This window comes from Burkholderia reimsis, assembly GCF_003294055.1.
Classification (GTDB): domain Bacteria; phylum Pseudomonadota; class Gammaproteobacteria; order Burkholderiales; family Burkholderiaceae; genus Burkholderia; species Burkholderia cepacia.
This window is the reverse complement of the sequence record NZ_QMFZ01000003.1, coordinates 169,787-191,741: the sequence shown is the minus strand read 5'-3', so window position 1 is coordinate 191,741 and position 21,955 is coordinate 169,787. Positions and strand designations below refer to the sequence as shown.

16 protein-coding genes are annotated in these 21,955 nt (G+C 67.5%); 10 read left to right on the top strand and 6 right to left on the bottom strand.

What is annotated here, in order from left to right:
• Positions 1 to 20: 20 nt before the first annotated feature.
• The 4 genes from DPV79_RS05735 to DPV79_RS05720 all read right to left on the bottom strand — a co-directional run bounded on the left by DPV79_RS05735 (position 21) and on the right by DPV79_RS05720 (position 2,480).
• Positions 21 to 491 (bottom strand): Lrp/AsnC family transcriptional regulator, encoded by a 471-nt coding sequence (locus DPV79_RS05735; protein ID WP_006484401.1) that lies wholly within the window; start codon positions 489 to 491, stop codon positions 21 to 23.
• A gap of 244 nt (positions 492 to 735) precedes the next feature.
• A complete protein-coding gene (locus DPV79_RS05730; protein WP_113044986.1) occupies positions 736 to 1,377 on the bottom strand; it encodes an NAD(P)-dependent oxidoreductase in 642 nt (213 codons plus the stop codon).
• Between the two features lie 128 nt (positions 1,378 to 1,505).
• A complete protein-coding gene (locus DPV79_RS05725; protein ID WP_113044985.1) occupies positions 1,506 to 1,961 on the bottom strand; it encodes an Rrf2 family transcriptional regulator in 456 nt (151 codons plus the stop codon).
• 90 nt (positions 1,962 to 2,051) lie between these two features.
• Positions 2,052 to 2,480 carry a BCAL1086 family glycoprotein gene (locus DPV79_RS05720; RefSeq protein WP_021159399.1) on the bottom strand — a complete coding sequence of 143 codons (429 nt, stop codon included), beginning with the start codon at positions 2,478 to 2,480 and terminating at the stop codon, positions 2,052 to 2,054.
• Between the two features lie 192 nt (positions 2,481 to 2,672).
• Between DPV79_RS05720 and DPV79_RS05715 the strand changes: the two genes are divergently transcribed.
• From DPV79_RS05715 to DPV79_RS05680, 8 genes are all read left to right on the top strand, one after another.
• Positions 2,673 to 3,008 (top strand): hypothetical protein, encoded by a 336-nt coding sequence (locus DPV79_RS05715; protein WP_113044984.1) that lies wholly within the window; start codon positions 2,673 to 2,675, stop codon positions 3,006 to 3,008.
• 263 nt (positions 3,009 to 3,271) lie between these two features.
• The gene (locus DPV79_RS05710; RefSeq protein ID WP_048024422.1) at positions 3,272 to 4,465 is read left to right on the top strand and encodes an ammonium transporter; all 1,194 of its coding nucleotides are present in this window, start codon (positions 3,272 to 3,274) and stop codon (positions 4,463 to 4,465) included.
• Positions 4,466 to 4,624: 159 nt separating this feature from the next.
• A complete protein-coding gene (locus DPV79_RS05705; protein ID WP_113044983.1) occupies positions 4,625 to 6,589 on the top strand; it encodes a PhoX family protein in 1,965 nt (654 codons plus the stop codon).
• Positions 6,590 to 7,237: 648 nt separating this feature from the next.
• Positions 7,238 to 8,062 (top strand): IclR family transcriptional regulator, encoded by an 825-nt coding sequence (locus tag DPV79_RS05700; protein ID WP_057056455.1) that lies wholly within the window; start codon positions 7,238 to 7,240, stop codon positions 8,060 to 8,062.
• A 253-nt stretch (positions 8,063 to 8,315) separates the two neighbouring features.
• The gene (locus tag DPV79_RS05695) at positions 8,316 to 9,683 is read left to right on the top strand and encodes an MdtA/MuxA family multidrug efflux RND transporter periplasmic adaptor subunit (protein WP_113044982.1); all 1,368 of its coding nucleotides are present in this window, start codon (positions 8,316 to 8,318) and stop codon (positions 9,681 to 9,683) included.
• A gap of 15 nt (positions 9,684 to 9,698) precedes the next feature.
• A complete protein-coding gene (locus tag DPV79_RS05690) occupies positions 9,699 to 12,812 on the top strand; it encodes an MdtB/MuxB family multidrug efflux RND transporter permease subunit (RefSeq protein WP_060225407.1) in 3,114 nt (1,037 codons plus the stop codon).
• A gap of 104 nt (positions 12,813 to 12,916) precedes the next feature.
• Positions 12,917 to 16,225 (top strand): efflux RND transporter permease subunit, encoded by a 3,309-nt coding sequence (locus DPV79_RS05685; protein WP_059677595.1) that lies wholly within the window; start codon positions 12,917 to 12,919, stop codon positions 16,223 to 16,225.
• A 105-nt stretch (positions 16,226 to 16,330) separates the two neighbouring features.
• Positions 16,331 to 16,723, top strand: a complete 393-nt coding sequence (locus DPV79_RS05680) for a VOC family protein (protein ID WP_113044981.1) — start codon at positions 16,331 to 16,333, stop codon at positions 16,721 to 16,723.
• Positions 16,724 to 16,893: 170 nt separating this feature from the next.
• Here DPV79_RS05680 and DPV79_RS05675 read toward each other — a convergent pair whose 3' ends face one another.
• Entirely contained in the window at positions 16,894 to 18,378 is a 1,485-nt protein-coding gene (locus DPV79_RS05675) for an NYN domain-containing protein (protein WP_059677593.1), read from the bottom strand.
• A 239-nt stretch (positions 18,379 to 18,617) separates the two neighbouring features.
• Between DPV79_RS05675 and DPV79_RS05670 the strand changes: the two genes are divergently transcribed.
• The gene (locus DPV79_RS05670) at positions 18,618 to 19,247 is read left to right on the top strand and encodes an NAD(P)H-binding protein (protein ID WP_027787962.1); all 630 of its coding nucleotides are present in this window, start codon (positions 18,618 to 18,620) and stop codon (positions 19,245 to 19,247) included.
• A 110-nt stretch (positions 19,248 to 19,357) separates the two neighbouring features.
• Here the strand turns inward: DPV79_RS05670 and DPV79_RS05665 are convergent, their stop codons facing one another.
• Complete coding sequence (locus DPV79_RS05665; RefSeq protein WP_021161764.1) at positions 19,358 to 19,909, bottom strand: peroxiredoxin; 552 nt, start codon at positions 19,907 to 19,909, stop codon at positions 19,358 to 19,360.
• A gap of 279 nt (positions 19,910 to 20,188) precedes the next feature.
• On the opposite strand from DPV79_RS05665, the gene cdpA reads away from it, so the two are divergent.
• The gene (cdpA, locus tag DPV79_RS05660) at positions 20,189 to 21,931 is read left to right on the top strand and encodes a cyclic di-GMP phosphodiesterase CdpA (protein WP_194290282.1); all 1,743 of its coding nucleotides are present in this window, start codon (positions 20,189 to 20,191) and stop codon (positions 21,929 to 21,931) included.
• The last annotated feature ends 24 nt before the right edge of the window (positions 21,932 to 21,955 follow it).

Sequence of the window (21,955 nt, the reverse complement as noted above, 5' to 3'; positions counted from 1 at the left end):
CGCGCCGTTTCATTGCCGCGCTACGCCGGCTCGGCAAGGTCGCGCACGGGCAGCGCGGTCGAATACTTGATCTGCTCCATCGCGAACGACGAGCTGACGTCGAACAGCGGCACCGTACGAATCAGCTGCTTGTAGACGCGGTCGTAATCGTCGATGCCGGCCACCACGACGCGCAGCAGATAATCGGTCTCGCCGCTCATCCGGTACACCTCGACCACTTCCGGCATGTCGCGCACGGCCTGCGTGAACCGCTGCGCCCATTCCTCGGTGTGCTGGTTCGTCCGGATCGCGACGAACACGGTCGTGCCGACCCCAAGCTTGCGCGGATCGCACAGCGCAACCTGCGCGCGAATCGCGCCGGTTTCCTTGAGCCGCTGCACACGCTTCCAGCACGGCGTCTGCGACAGGTTCACGCGCTGTGCCAGTTCCGCGATCGGCAGCGTGGCATCCGCCTGCAACAGCTCCAGCAGCTTGCGATCGATGGCGTCCATTTCTCCAGTCCCTCGTAGATAGAAATTTATTCTATTCATCCTGCACAACGGGGAACAATATGAAAACCGCCTCGCCGCGTCGACCGGTGTAAATACCGATCCGGTACACGTGCGGGTCGTGCGCGTCTGCCGGCACGCAGCCCGCTCCAGACGAAACAGGCGATCCCGCCCGTCAAGGTGGAATCGCCTGGCGTTCCTGCACGTCGCGGCCGGCCCGGCGCTCACGCGCCGGCCGGCGCGCCGCTCAATACGCGACCGTCGCGATCTCGCGCACGAAGCTGCCTTGCTCGAGCGCATCGACGAACGCGACCGCGTAGTCTTCCGTCGAGATCCTGCTGTTGCCCTGCGCATCCACGATCAGCTTGCCGACGCCCGTGCGGAACGTGCGCGTGCGCTCGCCCGGGGCGATCATCGCGGCCGGCGCGAAGAACGTCCAGTCGAGATCGTCGACCGTCTTCAGGTAGGCGAGCGCATCGCGGTGCGCGAGCGCCTGCGCCTTGTACGCTTCAGGAAAGCCTTCGCTGTCGACCAGCTGCTTGCCCGGCGCGATTTCGAGCGAACCTGCACCGCCCACCACCACGAGCCGCTTCAAGCCCGCCTCGCGTGTGCCGGCGACCAGCGCTTTCGCGGCCGCGACGACCTTCGTCGCATCGTCCTGCTTCGGGCCGTACGCGCTCGCGACGACGTCATGACCCGGCAGCGCGGCCGCAATGCTGGCCGCGTCGAACAGGTCGGCCGCCTTCGCGGTGATGCCGTCGCCGGCCGCGCCGGGATGGCGCGACAGCGCGGTCACGCGATGGCCGCGTCGCACGGCTTCCGCGGCAATGCGCGAGCCGATCGTGCCGGTGGCGCCGAACAGCGCGATATTCAGGGTACGTTGCGTCATGTCGATTCTCCAGTAAGCAAAATATGTAACGACTTCAATTACAGATAAGATCGAAAAAAACGGGGCAAAGCCCCCGTTGCGCCGGACACCGCGCATGCGCGCCGTCCGGCTTCCTGCCCTGCCGCCGGTTACCCGCCGGCGCGCACGTCATGTTGCGTACGCTGTTCCAGATCCAGCACGTCGGCCGTGACGTCGGCCAGCGTGCGCGTGGCAAGCGAGGCTTCCATCGCGCGCTGCGCGTCGCCGATGTAGTCGGTCAGCGCGACCTGGATGTGCCGCCCGACGAGACACGCGGGATTCGGTGCCTCGCGGTGCAGCGCGAACAGTTGCGCATCGTCGACCGCACGATATACGTCGAGCAGCGTGATCGCACCGGGCTCGCGCGCCAGCAGCGCACCGCCGCCCGCGCCCAGCTGCGACGTGGTCAGCCCGGCAGCCGCCAGCATCGACAGCAGGCGGCGAATCAGCGCCGGGTTCGTGTTCACGCTGCCCGCGATGATGTCGGACGACAGCGGCACGCCTTCCTGCATCGACAGCAAGGCAAGCACGTGGACGGCAAACGCGAACCGGCTGCTGGTATTCATTCCTCACCCACTTGACGACGCCGGCCCATCCTGCGGCCGGCGACATGTGTAACTATCATAATTACATTTCGCGGATCATGCAAGCCCGCGTCACTCTCCGCTCGCGGGCTTGGCGCCCGACGCATTCTGCTGGCTCCACTGCTGGAGCTTCTTGCCGGCTTCGGCGATCTTCGCGCCGGCTTCGGAAGCCGCATGCGCGACGACCGCGGAAGCAGCCGCGTCGATCTGCGCCTGCGCGGCGGAGGCGAGGCCGCTCGCGGACAGCGGCGGCACGGCCGACGCCGCGGACGCGATACCGGCCTTCGCGGCGTTGATCTGCTGGTTGACGGTGCTCGCCACCTGGTCGAGCGCCTTGGCCGCGTTGTTCGCGGCATCGGCGGCCGCGCTCGCGGCCGTATCGGGTTGCGTGACCGGCGCACCGGACTTCTCGCAGCCCGCGAGCAACAGCAGCGCACCGGCGGCCACGGCCGCCAGTACGGACCCGGGCACGCGACGCGCCCGCGATGTCTTCATCTTCATCAGCAATCTCCGGCCGCGCGTGGCGCGGCCTCGTGGTTGGACCGACGTCGATGATACCGCCTGTTGAACAGGGCCAATCAGCCCCGCCATTAAAAATGGCTTTCAATTTCGGACTCGTCTGATTCAATCGCGCACGCGAGGACTCTAAAGTGGGCGAGCTTCAACCCGCTTCGGACGTGCCCCCTTTTTCTCATGGATTTCCTCGTCAACTGGCTCATCGCCCTGGCCGCGTTGCTCACCGCCACCCTGTTCCTGTGTCTGCGCCCGCGGTCGCCGCACCGCCTGGCCGAATCCGGGCGCCCGCGCCGCGTCGCAGCCGCGCGCCTGCTCGCGCAGGCCGTGATCGGCTTCTGGACGGCCGCGCTGATCGTCGCGCAAGGCATCCTCGGCCCCGACGCCGACGGCCAGTCGCTCACGGGCTTCGCGGCGCTCGCGTTCGCCGCGCTGGGGCTGACAACCGTCGCCGCCTACTGGTCGGTGTGTGCGCTGCGGCTGCGGCGGCCGCCCCCGCTGTTCGCGCGCCACTGACGCGCCGGCTGGTGCGCCGCGACGCACCATCGCGCACCACGCCGCACCAACCGGCTCGTCGCACGCACCAGTTCCGTACGCACCGCACCACACACGTGCACCCGGCATCGCGCTCGGGCTGCGCCGGCTACGCCCTCTTCCCGTGCACGATTCATCGGAATGCCTCACCACGCGGCGCCCGGGCACCAACTCCATGCGGCGGCTCACCAAGTTGGCTCGATATTTGCATTCCTTGCCCGTTTTTTGCGCAAGGAAGCCACGGCATGGATGGTCTGAAATCCGGCGTCGACTCACTGTTCCTGTTGATCGGCGCCGTCATGGTGCTCGCGATGCACGCGGGCTTTGCATTTCTCGAACTCGGCACGGTCCGCAAGAAGAACCAGGTCAACGCGCTCGTGAAGATCCTGGTCGACTTCTCGGTGTCGACGCTCGCGTATTTCTTCATCGGCTACACGATCGCGTACGGCGTCGAGTTCTTCGACGACATCGGCACGCTGTCGCAGCACAACGGCTACGCGCTCGTGCGCTTCTTCTTCCTGCTGACCTTCGCGGCGGCCATTCCCGCGATCGTCTCCGGCGGCATCGCCGAGCGCGCGAAGTTCAATCCGCAGCTCGTCGCGACGCTGATCATCGTCGGCTTCATCTATCCGTTCTTCGAAGGGATCGCGTGGAACGAACGCTTCGGCGTGCAGGCCTGGCTCACGCACGCGTTCGGCGCGCCGTTCCACGATTTCGCGGGCTCCGTCGTCGTGCACGCGTTCGGCGGCTGGGTCGCGCTGCCGGCCGTACTGCTGCTCGGCGCGCGCCATGGCCGTTACGCGAAGGACGGCCGGATCGCCGCGCACCCGCCGTCGAACATCCCGTTCCTCGCGCTCGGCGCGTGGGTGCTCGCGGTCGGTTGGTTCGGCTTCAACGTGATGAGCGCGCAGACGCTCGACAAGATCAGCGGCCTCGTCGCCGTGAACTCGCTGATGGCGATGGTCGGCGGCACGCTCGCCGCGTGGATGGCCGGCCGCAACGACCCGGGCTTCACGTACAACGGGCCGCTCGCGGGCCTCGTCGCGGTATGCGCGGGCTCCGACGTGATGCACCCGATCGGCGCACTCGTCACGGGCGCGGCCGCCGGCGCACTGTTCGTCGCGATGTTCACCTGCGTGCAGAACAAGTGGCGCATCGACGACGTGCTCGGCGTGTGGCCGCTGCACGGCATGTGCGGCGCGCTTGGCGGCCTCGCGGCCGGCGTGTTCGGCCTGCCCGCGCTCGGCGGCCTCGGCGGCGTGTCGTTCATGTCGCAGCTCGTCGGCACGCTCGGCGGCATCGCGATCGCGACCGCGGGCGGTACGCTCGTGTACGGTGCGCTGAAGGCGACCGTCGGGCTGCGCCTCGACCGGGAAGCCGAGTTCGACGGCGCGGACCTGTCGATCCACCGCATCTCGGCGACGCCCGAACGCGATTGAGCCCCTGACGAACGCCCGGCCCGCCATTACGATTTCAATTCAAAAAACTTTCATCGAGCGTCCTTACACTTCCGTCCAGTTTTCAATTTGCCTTCGCGGAGCTTGCCGAGCGCCTGCTTCGCGAAGGCCATTCTTCCAACAACTGAAACTGGACTCCACATGCCCGCGTTGCCCAATGCTTCCCGTCGTCAGGCCCTGAAGATCCTCGCCGGCGCGCCGATGCTTCCCCTTTCAGGCCTCGCGCTGCCGGCCCTGCTGACGGGTTGCGGCGGCGACGACAATCCGGCGTCGACGCCGACCCCGGTCGCCGCCGCGTACACGTCGGCGACGTTCTCGGCGATGGCCGCACCCACGCTCGACAACGCGGCCGCGATGGCCACGACGACGGTCGGCTCGACGCTGTCGGTGTCGTTCTCGGACGGTTCGGCGCGCAACTTCAAGCTGGCGTACCGGCCGTTCTTCGTGACGGGCGACATGGTGCCGGACGGCAAGGGCGGCACGACGCTCGCGGGCGGCTACTACGACATCAACAACCAGCCGATCATCGACCGCTCGGTTGCCGGCAAGGAGCGCCAGTTCTATTCCGACTGCCCGGACGGCAGCTCGCTGCTGACGCTGAAGAACGCGAACGTGCCCGGCGTGAAAGGCAACACGGTGTTCGCCGTCGTGCAGTTCGAATACACGACGCGCGACCAGGCGAGCGCATCGCAGTACGGCCAGCTGCCGTCGCCGATCGCGGTGCTGACGCTCGACCAGGATCCGGCCAACGGCGCGCTGAAGGTCGTCAAGTACCACAACGTCGACACGTCGAAGGCGCACGGCCTGTGGATCACGTGCGGCGCGAGCCTGTCGCCGTGGGGCACGCACCTGTCGAGCGAGGAGTACGAGCCGGACGCGACCAAGGCCGCGACCGACGCGCAGTTCAAGGCGTTCAGCAAGAACACGTTCGGCGACGAGACGAAGGCGAACCCCTACCACTACGGCCACCTGCCCGAGATCACCGTGAATCCCGACGGCACGGGCACCGTGAAGAAGCACTATTGCCTCGGCCGCATCTCGCACGAGCTGATCCAGGTGATGCCGGACCAGCGCACCGTGATGATGGGTGACGACGCCACCAACGGCGGCCTGTTCATGTTCGTCGCCGACAAGGCCGCCGACCTGTCGGCCGGCACGCTGTATGTCGCGAAGTGGACGCAGACCTCGTCGGCCGGCGCCGGCACCGCGACGCTCACGTGGATCAGGATCGGCCACGCGACGAGCAGCGAGATCGAGGCGCTCGCGAACACGTTGAAGGCATCGGACATCATGGACCTGGTGACCACCGACCCGAACGATGCGAGCTACACGAAGGTCCACTTCGGCGGCAAGTTCAACTGGATGCGCGTGAAGCCGGGGATGGAAAAGGCGGCCGCGTTCCTCGAGACGCACCGCTACGCGGCACTGCTCGGCGGCAGCATGGGCTTCACGAAGCTCGAAGGCACGACCGTGAACGCGAAGGACAAGATCGTCTACACGGCGATGTCGCGGATCGAGACGTCGATGGTCAAGGGCAATGCGGCGTCGCGCGACGTCGCGGTCGACAAGAAGATCGCCGCGGGCGCCGTCTATGCGCTGAACCTGAAGGGCAGCCAGCGCGACACGACGGGCAGCGCGATCGACAGCGAATGGGTGCCGGTCGACATGGGCGCGCCGGCCGCGCTCGTCGGCGAGGATCTCGCCGCGGCCGACGGGCTCGGCAACCTCGCGAACCCGGACAAGATCGCGAACCCGGACAACCTGAAGTTCTCCGAAAAGCTGCGCACGCTCTTCATCGGCGAAGACTCGGGCATGCACGTGAACAACTTCCTGTGGGCCTACAACGTCGACACGAAGTCGCTGGTGCGCGTGCTGTCGTGCCCGGCCGGCGCGGAATCGACGGGCCTGCACGCGGTCGACGAGATCAACGGCTGGACGTACATCATGAGCAACTTCCAGCACGCGGGCGACTGGGAATCGCCGCTGCACGACAAGGTCAAGCCGACGCTCGACCCGCTCGTGCGCGCGAACTTCAAGGACCGCTTCGGCGCGAGCGTCGGCTACCTGACGGCCGAGCAGACCAGCATCAAGCTCGCGAAGGCCTGACCGGGCCGCGCGAGGAGGCGCCGCCCGCCGGCCGGGTGCCCGGCCGGGGGCGTCCCTGACCGGGCGTCCCTAACCGGGCGTCCCTGACCGGGCGTCCCTTTCTTCATCACCGATCATTCGTCGGCGCTCCACGCCGTTTGATGCGCGATGCCCAGTGCGGACATCGCGCTTTTTTTTGCGCGTGCGAATCGCGTCAGGCGCACGCGCGAGCAGACGCCGCGCAGGTAAAAACGGGGGGTTTCAACGATCGGGGGATAATACGGGCCTGACGCGTCCGGGCGGGCGAGCAGGAAAACGGGCAAAAAAAAGCGCCACGGAGACCGTGGCGCTAAAAAAGTTCTAGCCATTCCGAGGGCCGTGCTAGAACCTGAGAGACTGCGCGAAACATCGTTGCCGGTTAAACTCTTGAAACGATGTTTCGAAAACGTGAGACATTCTTTCCGTTTCCGCCCGACAAGTCAAGCGGTATTTGCACCGGTTCATGCACTTTCTGGCAACGCTCATTTGAGCGTTTTCCTAATAAACCAAGGGTGAACCCGTAAAATCTCATCCCATGACCGGTTCACCCGCGGAACATGCATCCTTTGACAATAGTCCTACAAAACCAACAAAATTGAAATCGAGTTTCGGAAATAGAGAGAATCCCTCGTGTCGACCACTGTAACCCCTCCCGCGTCGCGGGACCGTGAATCCTCGCCCGACGAAATCACCGCCCTCGCCCGCGGCCTCGCGGTGCTGCGCCGCATCGCGGCTGCCGACGCGCCCGTCAGCAACCGTGAGCTGACCGAACTGACCGGCATCCCGAAGCCGACCGTCTCGCGCATCACCGCGACGCTCGTCAGCGCCGGCTTCCTGTTTCAGTTGCCCGACAGCGAGCGCTTCGTGCTCACCGCGTCGGTGCTCGAACTGAGCCACGGCTTCCTGCGCAACTTCGACATCCGCGCGCGCTCGCGGCCGTTCATGATCGAGCTGGCCGAACGCACGTCGCTGTCCGTGCACCTCGCGGTGCGCGACCGGCTCGACATGGTCGCGATCGACGTGATCCGGCCGCGCTCGGCCGTGCTCGTCACGCGTCTCGAGATCGGCTCGCGGATGGACATCGCACGCACCGCGGTAGGCCGTGCGTATCTCGCCGCACTCGAGGACGACGAACGCCGCCTGCTGCTCGAGTCGCTGCGCACCACGGCCGGCGACGACTGGCCGCACGTGTCCGCGCGCCTGACCCCCGCGCTGGACGACGCGATGCGCGACGGTTGCGCGATCGCGATCGGCGAATGGCGCGAGGGCCTGAATGCGGTGGCGGCCGGTTTCGTCGGCCCGTCGGGGCAGCGCTATTCGGTGAATTGCGGCGGCGCGTCGCACCAGTGCCCGCCCGAATGGCTGCACGAACACGTGGTACCCGCGCTGCACGAATGCATCGCGAAAATCACCCGCGAGATCGGCGGCGCACCGGCCCGGCGGCACGCCGTGTAATCGATTCGTCATCGTCCAATTGCGTTCTGTAACGACCGTAACCCGTTGAAAGATAGTCCACTGGACTGTAACGGGGACGGGACGTAGGATCATGCCCATCGTCGCGCCGCCTTCGCGGTGCGCACCGCTCTTTTCCCGCGCGGGCCGGCGGGGCCCCGGACCGAGCCGGGCGCCCCCTCCCGGCACCGCCCGCCCACGCGCAGCCCAGCAGTCCGATTTCCGGCACGCCGCGCCGTCTTCCTGACAGAACACGATGGATAACGAACAAAAGCCCACGCCTCCTTCGAACGACCCCGCGTCTCCCGCCGCACGACGCCCGCGCCGCACGCTGATGGCCGGGGCGCTTGCGGTCGTCGTCATCGGCGGCCTGCTGTGGTGGCACCCGTGGAACCGCACGCCGGCGGCCGGCAGTGCCGCGACGGGCGCGGGTGCAAGCGCCGCCGGTGGCGGCGGCCACCGCGGCCGAGGCGGCCCCGCCGCGATGGCGAACATTCCGCAGCCCGTGCAGGTCGCGACCGCGACGCAGGGCGAAATGCCGATCGTGCTGTCCGCGCTCGGCACCGTCACGCCGCTCGCGAACGTGACGGTCAAGACGCAGCTGTCGGGCTACCTGCAGTCGGTCTCGTTCCAGGAAGGCCAGATCGTCAGGAAAGGCGACGTGCTCGCGCAGATCGACCCGCGCCCGTACCAGGTGTCGCTCGAGAACGCCGAAGGCACGCACGCGCGCGACTCGGCGCTGCTCGCGACGGCCCGCCTCGACCTGAAGCGCTACCAGACGCTGCTGTCGCAGGATTCGATCGCGTCGCAGACGGTCGATACGCAGGCCTCACTCGTCAAGCAATACGAAGGCGCGGTGAAGACCGACCAGGCCGCGATCGATTCCGCGAAGCTGAACCTCACGTATGCGCGCATCACCGCGCCGGTGTCGGGCCGCGTCGGCCTGCGCCAGGTCGACCCCGGCAACTACGTGACGCCGGGCGATGCCAACGGCATCGTCGTGATCACGCAGTTGCAGCCGATGAGCGTGATCTTCACGACGTCGGAGGACAACCTGCCGCAGATCCTCAAGCAGGTGAACGCGGGCCAGAAGCTGTCGGTCACCGCGTACAACCGCAACAACACGGTGCCGCTCGAGACGGGCTCGCTCGCGACGCTCGACAACCAGATCGACACGAGCACCGGCACGGTCAAGCTGCGCGCGAACTTCGATAACAAGGAAGGCATGCTGTTCCCGAATCAGTTCGTGAACACGCGGCTGCTCGTCGACGTGATGCGCAACGCGACGATCGTGCCGACCTCCGCCGTGCTGACCGGCTCGATCGGCCAGTTCGTCTACGTCGTGAAACCCGACAACACGGTGACGGTGCGCAAGGTCACGGTCGGCCCGGTCGACGGCGAACGCACGAGCATCGTCAGCGGCGTGTCGCTCGGCGAACGCGTGGTGACCGACGGCTCCGACCGCCTGCGCGAAGGCGCGAAGATCTCGATCCCGGCCGACAAGCCGAAAGGCGCGTCGGGCGCGCGCGGCGCCGGTGCGGCGTCGGGTGCATCGGGCGCCGGCGGCCAGCGCGGCGGACACCGGCACGGCGCGTCGCAGGCAGCGGCCCCCGCGGCCCAGTAACGCGCGGGCCGCTCGATGAATCCATCCCGCCTTTTCATTCTCCGGCCGGTCGGCACCGCCCTCCTGATGGCGGCGATCATGCTGGCCGGTCTCGTCGCGCTGCGCTTCCTGCCGCTCGCCGCACTGCCGGAAGTCGACTATCCGACGATCCAGGTCCAGACCTTCTACCCGGGCGCGAGCCCGGAAGTGATGACCTCGTCGGTCACCGCGCCACTCGAACGGCAGTTCGGGCAGATGCCGTCGCTGAACCAGATGTCGTCGCAGAGTTCGGCCGGCTCGTCCGTGATCACGCTGCAGTTCTCGCTCGACCTGCCGCTCGACATCGCCGAACAGGAAGTGCAGGCCGCGATCAACGCGGCCGGCAACCTGCTGCCGTCCGACCTCCCTGCCCCGCCGATCTATGCGAAGGTCAACCCGGCCGACGCGCCGGTGATCACGCTCGCCGTCACGTCGAAGACGCTGCCGCTCACGCAGGTGCAGGACCTCGCCGACACGCGCCTCGCGATGAAGATCTCGCAGATCGCGGGCGTCGGCCTCGTCAGCCTGTCGGGCGGCAACCGCCCGGCCGTGCGGATCCAGGCGAACCCGACCGCGCTCGCGAAGTACGGGATGAACCTCGACGACCTGCGCACGACGATCTCGAACCTGAACGTGAACACGCCGAAGGGCAACTTCGACGGCCCGACGCGCGCGTACACGATCAACGCGAACGACCAGCTCACGAGCGCCGATCAATACAACAGCGCGGTCGTCGCGTACAAGGGCGGCCGCCCAGTGATGCTCACCGACGTCGCGACGGTCGTCGCCGGCTCGGAGAACACCAAGCTCGGCGCGTGGGTGAATTCGGAACCCGCGATCATCCTGAACGTGCAGCGCCAGCCGGGCGCGAACGTGATCGCGACCGTCGACGCGATCAAGGCGCAGTTGCCGAAGCTGCAGGAAACGCTGCCGGCCGCGCTCGACGTGCAGATCGTCACCGACCGTACGACGATGATCCGCGCCGCCGTGCGCGACGTGCAGTTCGAGCTGCTGGTCGCGGTCGGGCTCGTCGTGCTCGTGATGTACCTGTTCCTCGCGAACATCTACGCGACGATCATCCCGAGCCTGTCGGTGCCGCTGTCGCTGATCGGCACGCTCGCGGTGATGTACATGGCCGGCTTCTCGCTGAACAACCTGTCGCTGATGGCGCTCACCATCGCGACCGGCTTCGTCGTCGACGACGCGATCGTGATGATCGAGAACATCGCGCGCTACGTCGAGGAAGGCGAATCGGGGCTCGAGGCCGCGCTGAAGGGCTCGAAGCAGATCGGCTTCACGATCATCTCGCTGACGGTGTCGCTGATCGCGGTGCTGATCCCGCTGCTGTTCATGGGCGACGTGGTCGGGCGCCTCTTCCATGAATTCGCGATCACGCTCGCGGTGACGATCGTGATCTCGGCGATCGTGTCGCTCACGCTCGTGCCGATGATGTGCGCGAAGCTGCTGCGCCATTCGCCCCCGCCCGAGAGCCACCGCTTCGAGGCGCGCGTGCACCAGGCGATCGACTGGGTGATCGCGCGCTACGCGGTCGCGCTCGAATGGGTGCTGAACCGCCAGCGCTCGACGCTCGTCGTCGCGCTGCTGACGCTCGCGCTGACGGGCCTGCTGTACGTGTACGTGCCGAAGGGCTTCTTCCCCGCGCAGGACACCGGCGTGATCCAGGCGATCACGCAGGCGCCGCAGTCGATCTCGTACGGCGCGATGGCCGAGCGCCAGCAGACGCTCGCGGCCGAGATCCTGAAGGATCCGAACGTCGTGAGCCTCACGTCGTTCATCGGCGTCGACGGCAGCAACATCACGCTGAACAGCGGCCGGATGCTGATCAACCTGAAGGCGCGCGACGAACGTTCCGAAACGGCCGCGCAGGTCATCCGGGACCTGCAGCACCGCGTGGCGAACATCACCGGGATCTCGCTGTTCATGCAGCCGGTGCAGGATCTGACGATCGACTCGACCGTCAGCCCGACGCAGTACCAGTTCATGCTGACGAGCCCGAACTCGGAAGAGTTCGCGACCTGGGTGCCGAAGCTCGTCGCGCGGCTGCAGCAGGAGCCGTCGCTCGCCGACGTCGCGACCGACCTGCAGAGCAACGGCCAGTCCGTCTACATCGAGATCGACCGCGCGAGCGCCGCGCGCTTCGGCATCACGCCGGCGACCGTCGACAACGCGCTGTACGACGCGTTCGGCCAGCGCATCGTGTCGACGATCTTCACGCAGTCGAACCAGTACCGCGTGATTCTCGAGTCCGAGCCGAAGGAGCAGCACTACGCGCAATCGCTGAACGACATCTACCTGCCGTCGGCGGGCGGCGGCCAGGTGCCGCTGGCGTCGATCGCGTCGTTCCACGAACGGCCGTCGCCGCTCCTGGTCGCGCACCTGTCGCAGTTCCCGTCGACCACCGTCTCGTTCAACCTCGCCGCAGGCGCGTCGCTCGGCGAGGCGGTCAAGGCGATCGACGCCGCCGAGAAGGACATCGGGCTGCCCGCGTCGTTCCAGACGCGCTTCCAGGGCGCGGCGCTCGCGTTCCAGGCATCGCTGTCGAACCAGCTGTTCCTGATCCTCGCGGCGGTCGTCACGATGTACATCGTGCTCGGCGTGCTGTACGAGAGCTACATCCACCCGATCACGATCCTGTCGACGCTGCCGTCGGCCGGCGTCGGCGCGTTGCTTGCGCTGATGATCACCGGGCACGACCTCGACATCATCGGGATCATCGGCATCGTGCTGCTGATCGGTATCGTGAAGAAGAACGCGATCATGATGATCGACTTCGCGCTCGAGGCCGAACGTGTCGAAGGCAAGCCGCCGCGCGAGGCGATCTACCAGGCGTGCCTGCTGCGCTTTAGGCCGATCCTGATGACGACGCTCGCCGCGCTGCTCGGCGCGGTGCCGCTGATCGTCGGCGCCGGCGCGGGCTCCGAGCTGCGCCAGCCGCTCGGGGTCGCGATCGCCGGCGGCCTGATCGTGTCGCAGGTGCTGACGCTGTTCACGACGCCCGTGATCTACCTCGGCTTCGACTCGCTCGCGCGCCGCGTGCGCGGCTGGTTCGAGCGCCACGGCCCGCAAGCCGGCACGCGCACGGATGCGTAAATGAAACGACCCTCACGCACACTTCGTTCGCGTGGGGGGGCGCAGCCCCCCCATCTCCCGAAAACGCATCCGTCGGAACACGCGGCGGCCCAGCGAGTGCCGACATGAACCTGTCGCGCCCCTTCATCACGCGCCCCGTCGCGACGACGCTGCTCGCGATCGGCGTCGCGCTCGCGGGCCTGTTCGCGTTCGTCAAGCTGCCGGTGTCGCCGCTGCCGCAGGTCGACTTCCCCACCATCTCGGTGCAGGCGTCGCTGCCCGGCGCGAGCCCCGAGACCGTCGCGACCAGCGTGACGAGCCCGCTGGAGCGGCACCTCGGCTCGATCGCCGACGTCTCCGAAATGACGTCGACGAGCACGGTCGGCAATGCCCGGATCATCCTGCAGTTCGGCCTGAACCGCGACATCGACGGCGCCGCCCGCGACGTGCAGGCCGCGATCAACGCGGCGCGCGCCGACCTGCCCGCCGCGCTGAAGAGCAACCCGACCTACCGCAAGGTCAACCCGGCCGACTCGCCGATCATGGTCGTGTCGCTGACGTCGGAAACCTCGTCGCCCGCGAAGCTGTACGACGCCGCGTCGACGGTGCTGCAGCAGTCGCTGTCGCAGATCGACGGGATCGGCCAGGTGTCGGTGAGCGGCTCCGCGAACCCGGCCGTGCGCGTCGAGCTCGAGCCGCAGGCGCTGTTCCACTACGGGATCGGCCTCGAGGACGTGCGCGCGGCGCTCGCCTCCGCGAACGCCAACGCGCCGAAGGGCGCGATCGAGTTCGGCCCGCAGCGCTACCAGCTCTATACGAACGACCAGGCTTCCGAGGCGTCGCAATACCGCGACCTCGTCGTCGCGTATCGCAACGGCGCGGCCGTGCGGCTGTCCGACCTGTCCGACGTCGTCGATTCGGTCGAGGATCTCCGCAACCTCGGCCTGTCGAACGGCAAGCGCGCGGTGCTCGTGATCCTCTACCGCTCGCCCGGCGCGAACATCATCGATACGATCGACCGCGTGCGCGCGGCGCTGCCGCAGCTCACCGCGTCGCTGCCGGCCGACATCACGGTCACGCCCGTGCTCGACCGCTCGACCACCATCCGCGCGTCGCTGAAGGACACCGAACACACGCTGCTGATCGCGATCAGCCTCGTCGTGATGGTCGTGTTCCTGTTCCTGCGCAACTGGCGCGCGACGCTGATCCCGAGCGTCGCGGTGCCGATCTCGATCGTCGGCACGTTCGGCGCAATGTACCTGCTCGGCTTCTCGATCGACAACCTGTCGCTGATGGCGCTGATCGTCGCGACAGGCTTCGTCGTCGACGATGCGATCGTCGTGCTCGAGAACATCTCGCGGCATATCGAGAACGGCAAGTCGCGCATGCAGGCCGCGTTCGACGGCGCGCGCGAGGTCGGCTTCACGGTGCTGTCGATGAGCATTTCGCTCGTCGCGGTGTTCCTCCCGATCCTGCTGATGGGCGGCATCGTCGGGCGCCTGTTCCGCGAGTTCGCGCTGACGCTGTCGCTTGCGATCGCCGTGTCGCTCGCGGTGTCGCTCACCGTCACGCCGATGATGTGCGCGCGCCTGCTCCCCGAGTCGCACGAACCGCAGAGCGAAGGCCGCTTCGCGCGATTCCTGGAACGCTGTTTCAGCCGCATGCAGCGCGGTTACGAACGCTCGCTGTCGTGGGCGCTGCGCCGGCCGCTGCTGATCCTGCTGACGCTCGTCGCAACGATCGTGCTGAACGCCTACCTGTACGTCGTCGTGCCGAAGGGCTTTTTCCCGCAGCAGGACACCGGGCTGATGATCGGCGGCATCCAGGCCGACCAGTCGACGTCGTTCCAGGCGATGAAGCTGAAGTTCTCCGAGATGATGCGGATCGTGCAGGGCAACCCGAACGTGAAGAGCGTCGCGGGCTTCACCGGCGGCACGCAGACCAACTCGGGCTTCATGTTCGTCACGCTGAAGGATCGTACCGAGCGCAAGCTGACGGCCGACCAGGTGATCCAGCAACTGCGCCCGCCGCTGGCGGACGTCGCGGGTGCGCGCACGTTCCTGCAGGCGGCACAGGACATCCGCGTCGGCGGCCGGCAGAGCAACGCGCAGTATCAGTTCACGCTGCTCGGCGATTCGAGCGCCGACCTGTACAAGTGGGGGCCGATCCTGACCGAAGCGCTGCAGAAGCGCCCCGAGCTGACCGACGTGAACTCGGACCAGCAGCAAGGTGGCCTCGAGGCGATGGTGACGATCGACCGCGCGACGGCCGCGCGGTTCGGCATCAAGCCCGCGCAGATCGACAATACGCTGTACGACGCATTCGGCCAGCGCCAGGTCTCGACGATCTACAACCCGCTGAACCAGTACCACGTGGTGATGGAAGTCGCGCCGAAATACTGGCAGAGCCCCGAGATGCTGAACCAGGTGTGGGTCAGCACGTCGGGCGGCAGCGCGAACGGCTCGCAGACCACCAACGCGGCGGCCGGCACCTACGTCGCGACGTCGGCCGGCACGTCGAGCGCCGGCACGGCCGCGCAGAGCGCCGCGGCGATCGCGTCGGACTCCGCGCGCAACCAGGCGCTCAACGCGATCGCGGCGAGCGGCAAGTCGAGCGCGTCGTCGGGTGCGTCGGTGTCGACGTCGAAGTCGACGATGATCCCGCTGTCGGCGATCGCGACGTTCGGGCCGAGCACGACACCGCTGTCGGTCAACCACCAGGGGCTGTTCGTCGCGACGACGATCTCGTTCAACCTGCCGCCCGGCGTGTCGCTGTCGCAGGCGACGCAGGTGATCTACCAGACGATGGCGCAGGTCGGCGTGCCGCCGACGATCGTCGGCAGCTTCCAGGGCACCGCGCAGGCGTTCCAGCAGTCGCTGAACGACCAGCCGATCCTGATCCTCGCGGCGCTGCTGGCCGTCTATATCGTGCTCGGGATCCTGTACGAGAGCTACATCCACCCGATCACGATCCTGTCGACGCTGCCGTCGGCCGGTGTCGGTGCGCTGCTCGCGCTGCTGCTGTTCAAGACCGAGTTCAGCATCATCGCGCTGATCGGCGTGATCCTGCTGATCGGTATCGTGAAGAAGAACGCGATCATGATGGTCGACTTCGCGATCGACCAGACGCGCAATTACGGCAAATCGTCGCTCGAAGCGATCCACGAGGCGTGCCTGCTGCGCTTCCGCCCGATCATGATGACGACGATGGCCGCGCTGTTCGGCGCACTGCCGCTCGCGTTCGGCAGCGGCGACGGCGCCGAGCTGCGCGCGCCGCTCGGGATCGCGATCGCCGGCGGCCTGATCGTGTCGCAGGTGCTGACGCTCTATACGACGCCGGTCGTCTACCTGTACATGGACCGTTTCCGCGTCTGGGCCGAGAAGCGGCGCAACCGCCGCGGGAATTCCGGCGGCCCGGCCGTCGCCGGGGAGTGATGGAAGCGGCCGCCCGCCGGGCGGCCGCTTGCCGCGCTTGCGCATCCGCAGCGATCGGCTATCGTGAGTCCATGCCCACCGCGGGCCCCCTCACGGGGACACGCCATGAACGTCCAGCTCAACCATACGATCGTCTGGTGTCGCGACAAGCGCGCGTCGAGCCGCTTCCTCACCGAGCTTCTGGAACTGCCGCCGCCGACGCCGTTCGGCGCGATGCTGGTCGTACCGCTCGACAACGGCGTGTCGCTCGATTTCTACGAACAGGCGGGGGACATCCGGTCGCAGCATTACGCGTTCCTGCTCGACGAAGCCGGCTTCGATCGCGTGCTGGCACGCATCCGCGAGCGCGGGCTGCCGCACTGGGCAGATCCCGCGAAGCGGCAACCCGATGACATCTACCGCCACAACGGCGGCCGCGGCGTGTATTTCGACGATCCGGACGGCCACTTCCTCGAAGTGATGACGCAGCCTTATGCGGTGAACGGTCAGCTCGGCTGAAGGGCCGGCATTGCGCCGGCCGCTGTTGCACTGCGAGAAACCGGCCCGCGTGCCGACCTGCTTCGGACGACACCCGGCCGGCGGCCGTTACCGGGCCATTACCCGGCTCGGCCGTTGTTCGGCCGTTACCTCGGCCACTACTCGGCCACTACTCGACCATTACACGACCATTACTCGGCCGCTGCCGCCGTCTTGCGCGGACGCCGCGCGCGCGGTGCCGCCTTGCGGGCCGGTTTCTTCGGCTTGGCTTCGGCGGACGCCTCGACAGCCGCCTCGGCCGGCGCGGCAGCCACCTCGCCGCCGACGTCGCCGGCCGACGGCTCGGTGTGCGTCACCGCGGCGGGCCACATGTCGCCCTGCTCCGGGTCGCGATGCGTGTCGCCCGCATGCTTGCCGTGCGCGTGCTGGTCGCCGCCGTGCTTCGCCGCGCCATGCCCGGCGTCGTCCGGCCTCCCGGCCGACTCACGGCCTGCGCTCTTCGCGGCGGCACCCTTCTTCGCGCCGGTCTTCTTCGCCGCGCTCTTGCGCGCACGCTTGCGGCCATCCTTCGCGTCGCCGTGCGCCTCGGCTGCTTCCACCGCTTCCACGGCTTGGGTCGTTTCAGCCGGCACGACTGCCGCGATTTCGGCGGCTCCGGCCGATTCGGCCATCGCCGCGTCGTCCGCGTCGACCTGCGCGGTTTCGTGCACGACGGCGTCCGCCCGCTGCTCGCGACGTCGCGGCTCGCGGCCGGCCCGCGCCGGCTCCGCCGCGCGCGCGCCGTGGTGACCGCCGTGGTGTGCGGCCCCGCCTTCGCCGGCGTGCGCCACCTGCTCCGCGGCCACCGACTGGCGTGCCCGCGACACGAACGCGCCCGACTTGTCGTCACGCCCCACTTCGAGCAGGCCGCGCGCCTGCGCCTCGTCGAGCAGGTTGCCGAACGCGCGGAATCCGTAGTACGACTCGTTGAAATCCGGCTTGCGACGCTTGATCGCGCTCTTCAGCACCGACGCCCAGATCTTGCCGACGTCGTCCCGCTCCGACGCGAGCGCGTCGAACGTCTCCACGGCCAGCGCGATCGCCTCGGCCTTGCGCGCGTCCAGGTCGTGCTTGCGCGACGCCGACGGCTCGTCCGGCCGCTTCGCACCGCCGTTGCCTGCGCGCTGCTGCTGTTCGCGCTTCGCGAGCGTGCGCTGCTGCTCACGTACCAGATCGTCGTAGAAGATGAATTCGTCGCAGTTCGCGACCAGCAGGTCCGACGTCGATTTCTTCACGCCGACGCCGATCACCTTCTTCGCGTTCTCGCGCAGCTTCGACACCAGCGGCGAAAAATCCGAATCGCCGCTGATGATCACGAACGTATCGACGTGCGACTTCGTGTAACAGAGGTCGAGCGCGTCCACGACAAGCCGGATGTCGGCCGAATTCTTGCCCGACTGGCGCACGTGCGGAATCTCGATCAGCTCGAAGCTCGCTTCGTGCATCGACGCCTTGAAGCCCTTGTAGCGATCCCAGTCGCAATAGGCCTTCTTCACGACGATGCTGCCCTTCAGCAGCAGGCGCTCCAGCACGGGCTTGATGTCGAACTTCTCGTACTTCGCGTCGCGCACGCCGAGCGCGACGTTCTCGAAGTCGCAGAACACGGCCATGCTGACGTTGTCCAGGGGTAATGCCATGTGTACTCCAACCGGTGGGCCGCTGCGTTGTATGACGTAGCGGCGAAAAATGCATCGCGCACATGATAGCCGGTCGGCGCGTCATTCCCGCATCCGTGTGAACGAATGACCGCAGGAAGGCCCGCCGCCGGTACGCCCCTTAATACACACCCGCCGCACGGGCAAATCGACATTACACTTGAGTTATCGGTCGTCCGTCCCTATCTGGGAGGACGACGCATCGAGCAAGGAGCGGTTTCATGACGACGAAGGTACTGCTGATTGGCGCGACCGGCCGAACGGGCCAGGCCTGCGCGGATCTGCTGCTCAAGCAGCCGGAGTTCGAGGTCACGGCGCTCGTGCGCCGGCACGGCTATGCGCTGGCGGGCGCGCGGGTGGTCGAGGCCGATCTGACGAACGATTTCTCGCACGCATTCCAGGGCATCACGCACGTGATCTACGCAGCCGGCTCGGCCGAATCGGAAGGCGCGGCCGAAGAGGAGCAGGTCGACCGCGACGCGGTCGCCCGTGCGGCCGAATACACGCTGGCCTACAACGCACAGAAGCTCGTGGTGATCAGCTCGCTGTCCGCGTACCGGCCCGAACTCGGCCCGGACGCGCTGCGCCACTATTCGCAGATGAAGCGCGAAGGCGACGATCGGGTGATCGCGTCGGGCGTCGACTACGCGATCCTGCGCCCCGGCCCGCTCACGGATGATCCGGGCGTCGGCAAGATCGCGCTGACCGACGCGTGGTTCGACGGCGCCCCGCCCGTGTCACGCCAGGATGTCGCCTGGGCCGCGATCGAGGCGATCAAGCTCGGCATCTCGCGCAAGATCGTCGGCTTCGTCGGCGGCAGCGTGCCGATCGAGCAGGCCTTGCGCGCCTAGCGCCCTCACGCGCGCCGCCGCGCGGCGGCGCGTCGATCCCTACCGGCGGCCCGCACGACGGGCCGCCTCGACGCTTGACGCACGCGGTTCCCCGGTTCCCCGGTTCACGTTTACTGCTTCGGATGGGCGTCGGCCCACGCCTTCACGGCGGCGAGCGTGTTCTCGACGTGCTTGTCAGGCGACATGCTCGTGTATTCGTAGAGAATCTTCCCTTCCGGCGAAATCACGTAGGACACGCGGTTCGCGCGGTCGATCGCCGGCAGTTTCGCGTCGTATTCCCGGATGATCTTCGCGTCCGGATCGGCCGCGACCGGGAACTTGCTCCGGCACTCGCTCACCGAGAACTTCGTCAGCGTGTCGATCTTGTCGGCCGATACGCCGATCACCGTCGCGCCGTAAGCCTTGTAACGGTCGACCGCGTCCGCGAACGCGTGCGCCTCGATCGTGCAGCCCTTCGTGAACGCGGCCGGATAGAAATAGAGCACGACCGGCCCCTGCTTCAGCGCGTCCGCGAGCGCGTATGTGTAGGTCTTGCCGCCCAGCGACGCCTGCGTCGTGAAATCGGGCGCCGCGGCGCCCGGCTTCAGTTCCGCCTGCGCCATCAGTGCATGACCGGCCACCAGCGCCGCCACGGCGGCGCCCAGCAACAGTTTTCGCTTCATCTGCATCCTCATTTCTTATAAAGTCAGCCTCGATGTGGGTCACGCGGGCGTTCGCCTGTCGAACACTTGCGTGACCGATTCGGAGCCGCGGCAGCGCCATCCGCGCCCGGCCCGTTAAAGATTCCGCACAGTCTGCCGTTATTCCTTCCGGACAACCGGTTCCAGCCCTTCACGTCAGCGAGAAACATGGAAGCCAACAGGAAACAGACGTCACGCAAGGGCTCCTGGCGCAGCGCCTTGCATACGCTGCGCCGCTTCGCCTGGTCGGGCGGCGCGCTGATGCCCGCGCGCGCCGGCGCCCCGCGCCGCGACGACTCCGTACGCAACTGGCTGGAACAGACGGTTGGCACGGTGGATTTCCTCGCCCATGTCGACCGCGAACTGCGTTTTCTTTACGTGTCGGACGCAAGCCTGCGCTTCATCGGCTACCACCGCGACTACCTGCACACGCTGACGCTGCGCGACCTGATCGCCGAACAGGATACCGCGGCGCTCGAAGGCCTGCTTGCGCGCGCCGCGCGTTCCGGCCAGGTCGAGAAGGCGACGATGTGCATCGTGAAATCGCTGACCTACCCGCTCGACGTCGAGATCCGCGCATTCAAGAGCCGCCACCATGGCGTCGACGGGTTCGCGATCGCGGCGTTCGACGTGTCGTCGTGGCGCGCGCTCGAGGCGCGCCTGACCTACGAGATGCACCACGACCCGATGACGGGCCTCGACAACCTGTCCGCGCTCGTGCCCGCGCTGATGCGCGCGCAGCAGGCCGCCGACGAAGGCGGCACCTGCGCGGCACTGCTGCTGCTCGACCTCGACGATTACCAGCGGATCAACCGCGCGCTCGGCTACGACGCGGGTGACACGCTGCTGCGCGAAACCGCGCAGCGGCTGAAGGCGCTCGTCACGCAGAACGAACAGCTCGCGCGCGTCGCGAGCGACAAGTTCGCGGTCGTGCTCAGTGCGCCGGACCGCACGCAGGCGAGCAATGCCGCCGATGCACTCGCACGCCGGCTGCAGGCCGCGGTGCGCCAGCCCTATGTGTACCAGGGGCAGACCGTGCACCTGTCCGCGAGCATCGGCATCGCGCTCTACCCTGACGAGCGTGCCGCCCCGCATCGCGCGCAGCACCACAGCCCGCTGCTGCGCCGTGCCGACCACGCGCTCGCGCAGGCGAAGGCGTCGGGTGGCAATGCGCTCGCGTTCCACGCGCCCGTCGACGACCCGGCGGATGCCGAACGGCTGAAGCTCGAGGCCGACCTGTACGACGGCGTGCGCAACGGCGAGTTTTCGCTCCATTTCCAGCCGATCACGCGCAGCCAGTCGGGCGCGGTGGTCGGCGTCGAGGCGCTGATCCGCTGGCGCCATCCGGTGCACGGCCTCGTGCCGCCGGCGACCTTCATTCCGCTCGCCGAATCGATCGGCCTGATCAACTATCTCGGCAACTGGGTGCTCAAGGCCGCGTGCATGCAGCTCGTCGCGTGGGATCGCCAGGGGCTCGCGCTGCAGTACGTGGCGGTCAACGTGTCGCCGCAGCAGTTCCGCGACCCGCGCTTCACGCAAAGCGTGCGCGAGGCGATCGCGCTGACGGGCATCGACCCGCGCCGCATCGTGCTCGAGATCACCGAAAGCCTGCTGATGCACGATCCCGCGCAGGCGAAGGGGCTGCTCGAGGAGCTGACCGATCTCGGCATCCGCTTCGCGATCGACGATTTCGGCACCGGCTATTCGAGCCTCGCGTACCTGCAGCGCTTCCCGCTCGCGAAGCTGAAGATCGACCGCAGTTTCGTCGAGAACCTGCTGACCTCGCGCAACGACCGCGCGATCGTGTCGGCGGTGGTCGGCCTCGCGCAGACGCTCGATCTCGAACTCGTCGCGGAAGGCGTCGAGACCGAGGCGCAGCGCGAATTGCTGACGGAGATGGGCTGCAACCATATCCAGGGCTGGCTCGTCTGCCAGGCGCTGCCGTCCGAGGAGCTCGCGCGGCGCTTCGAGGCCCATCAGCTGCACCTGCACGCCGCCGCCTGACGCGCGGCGAACCGGACAGATCCG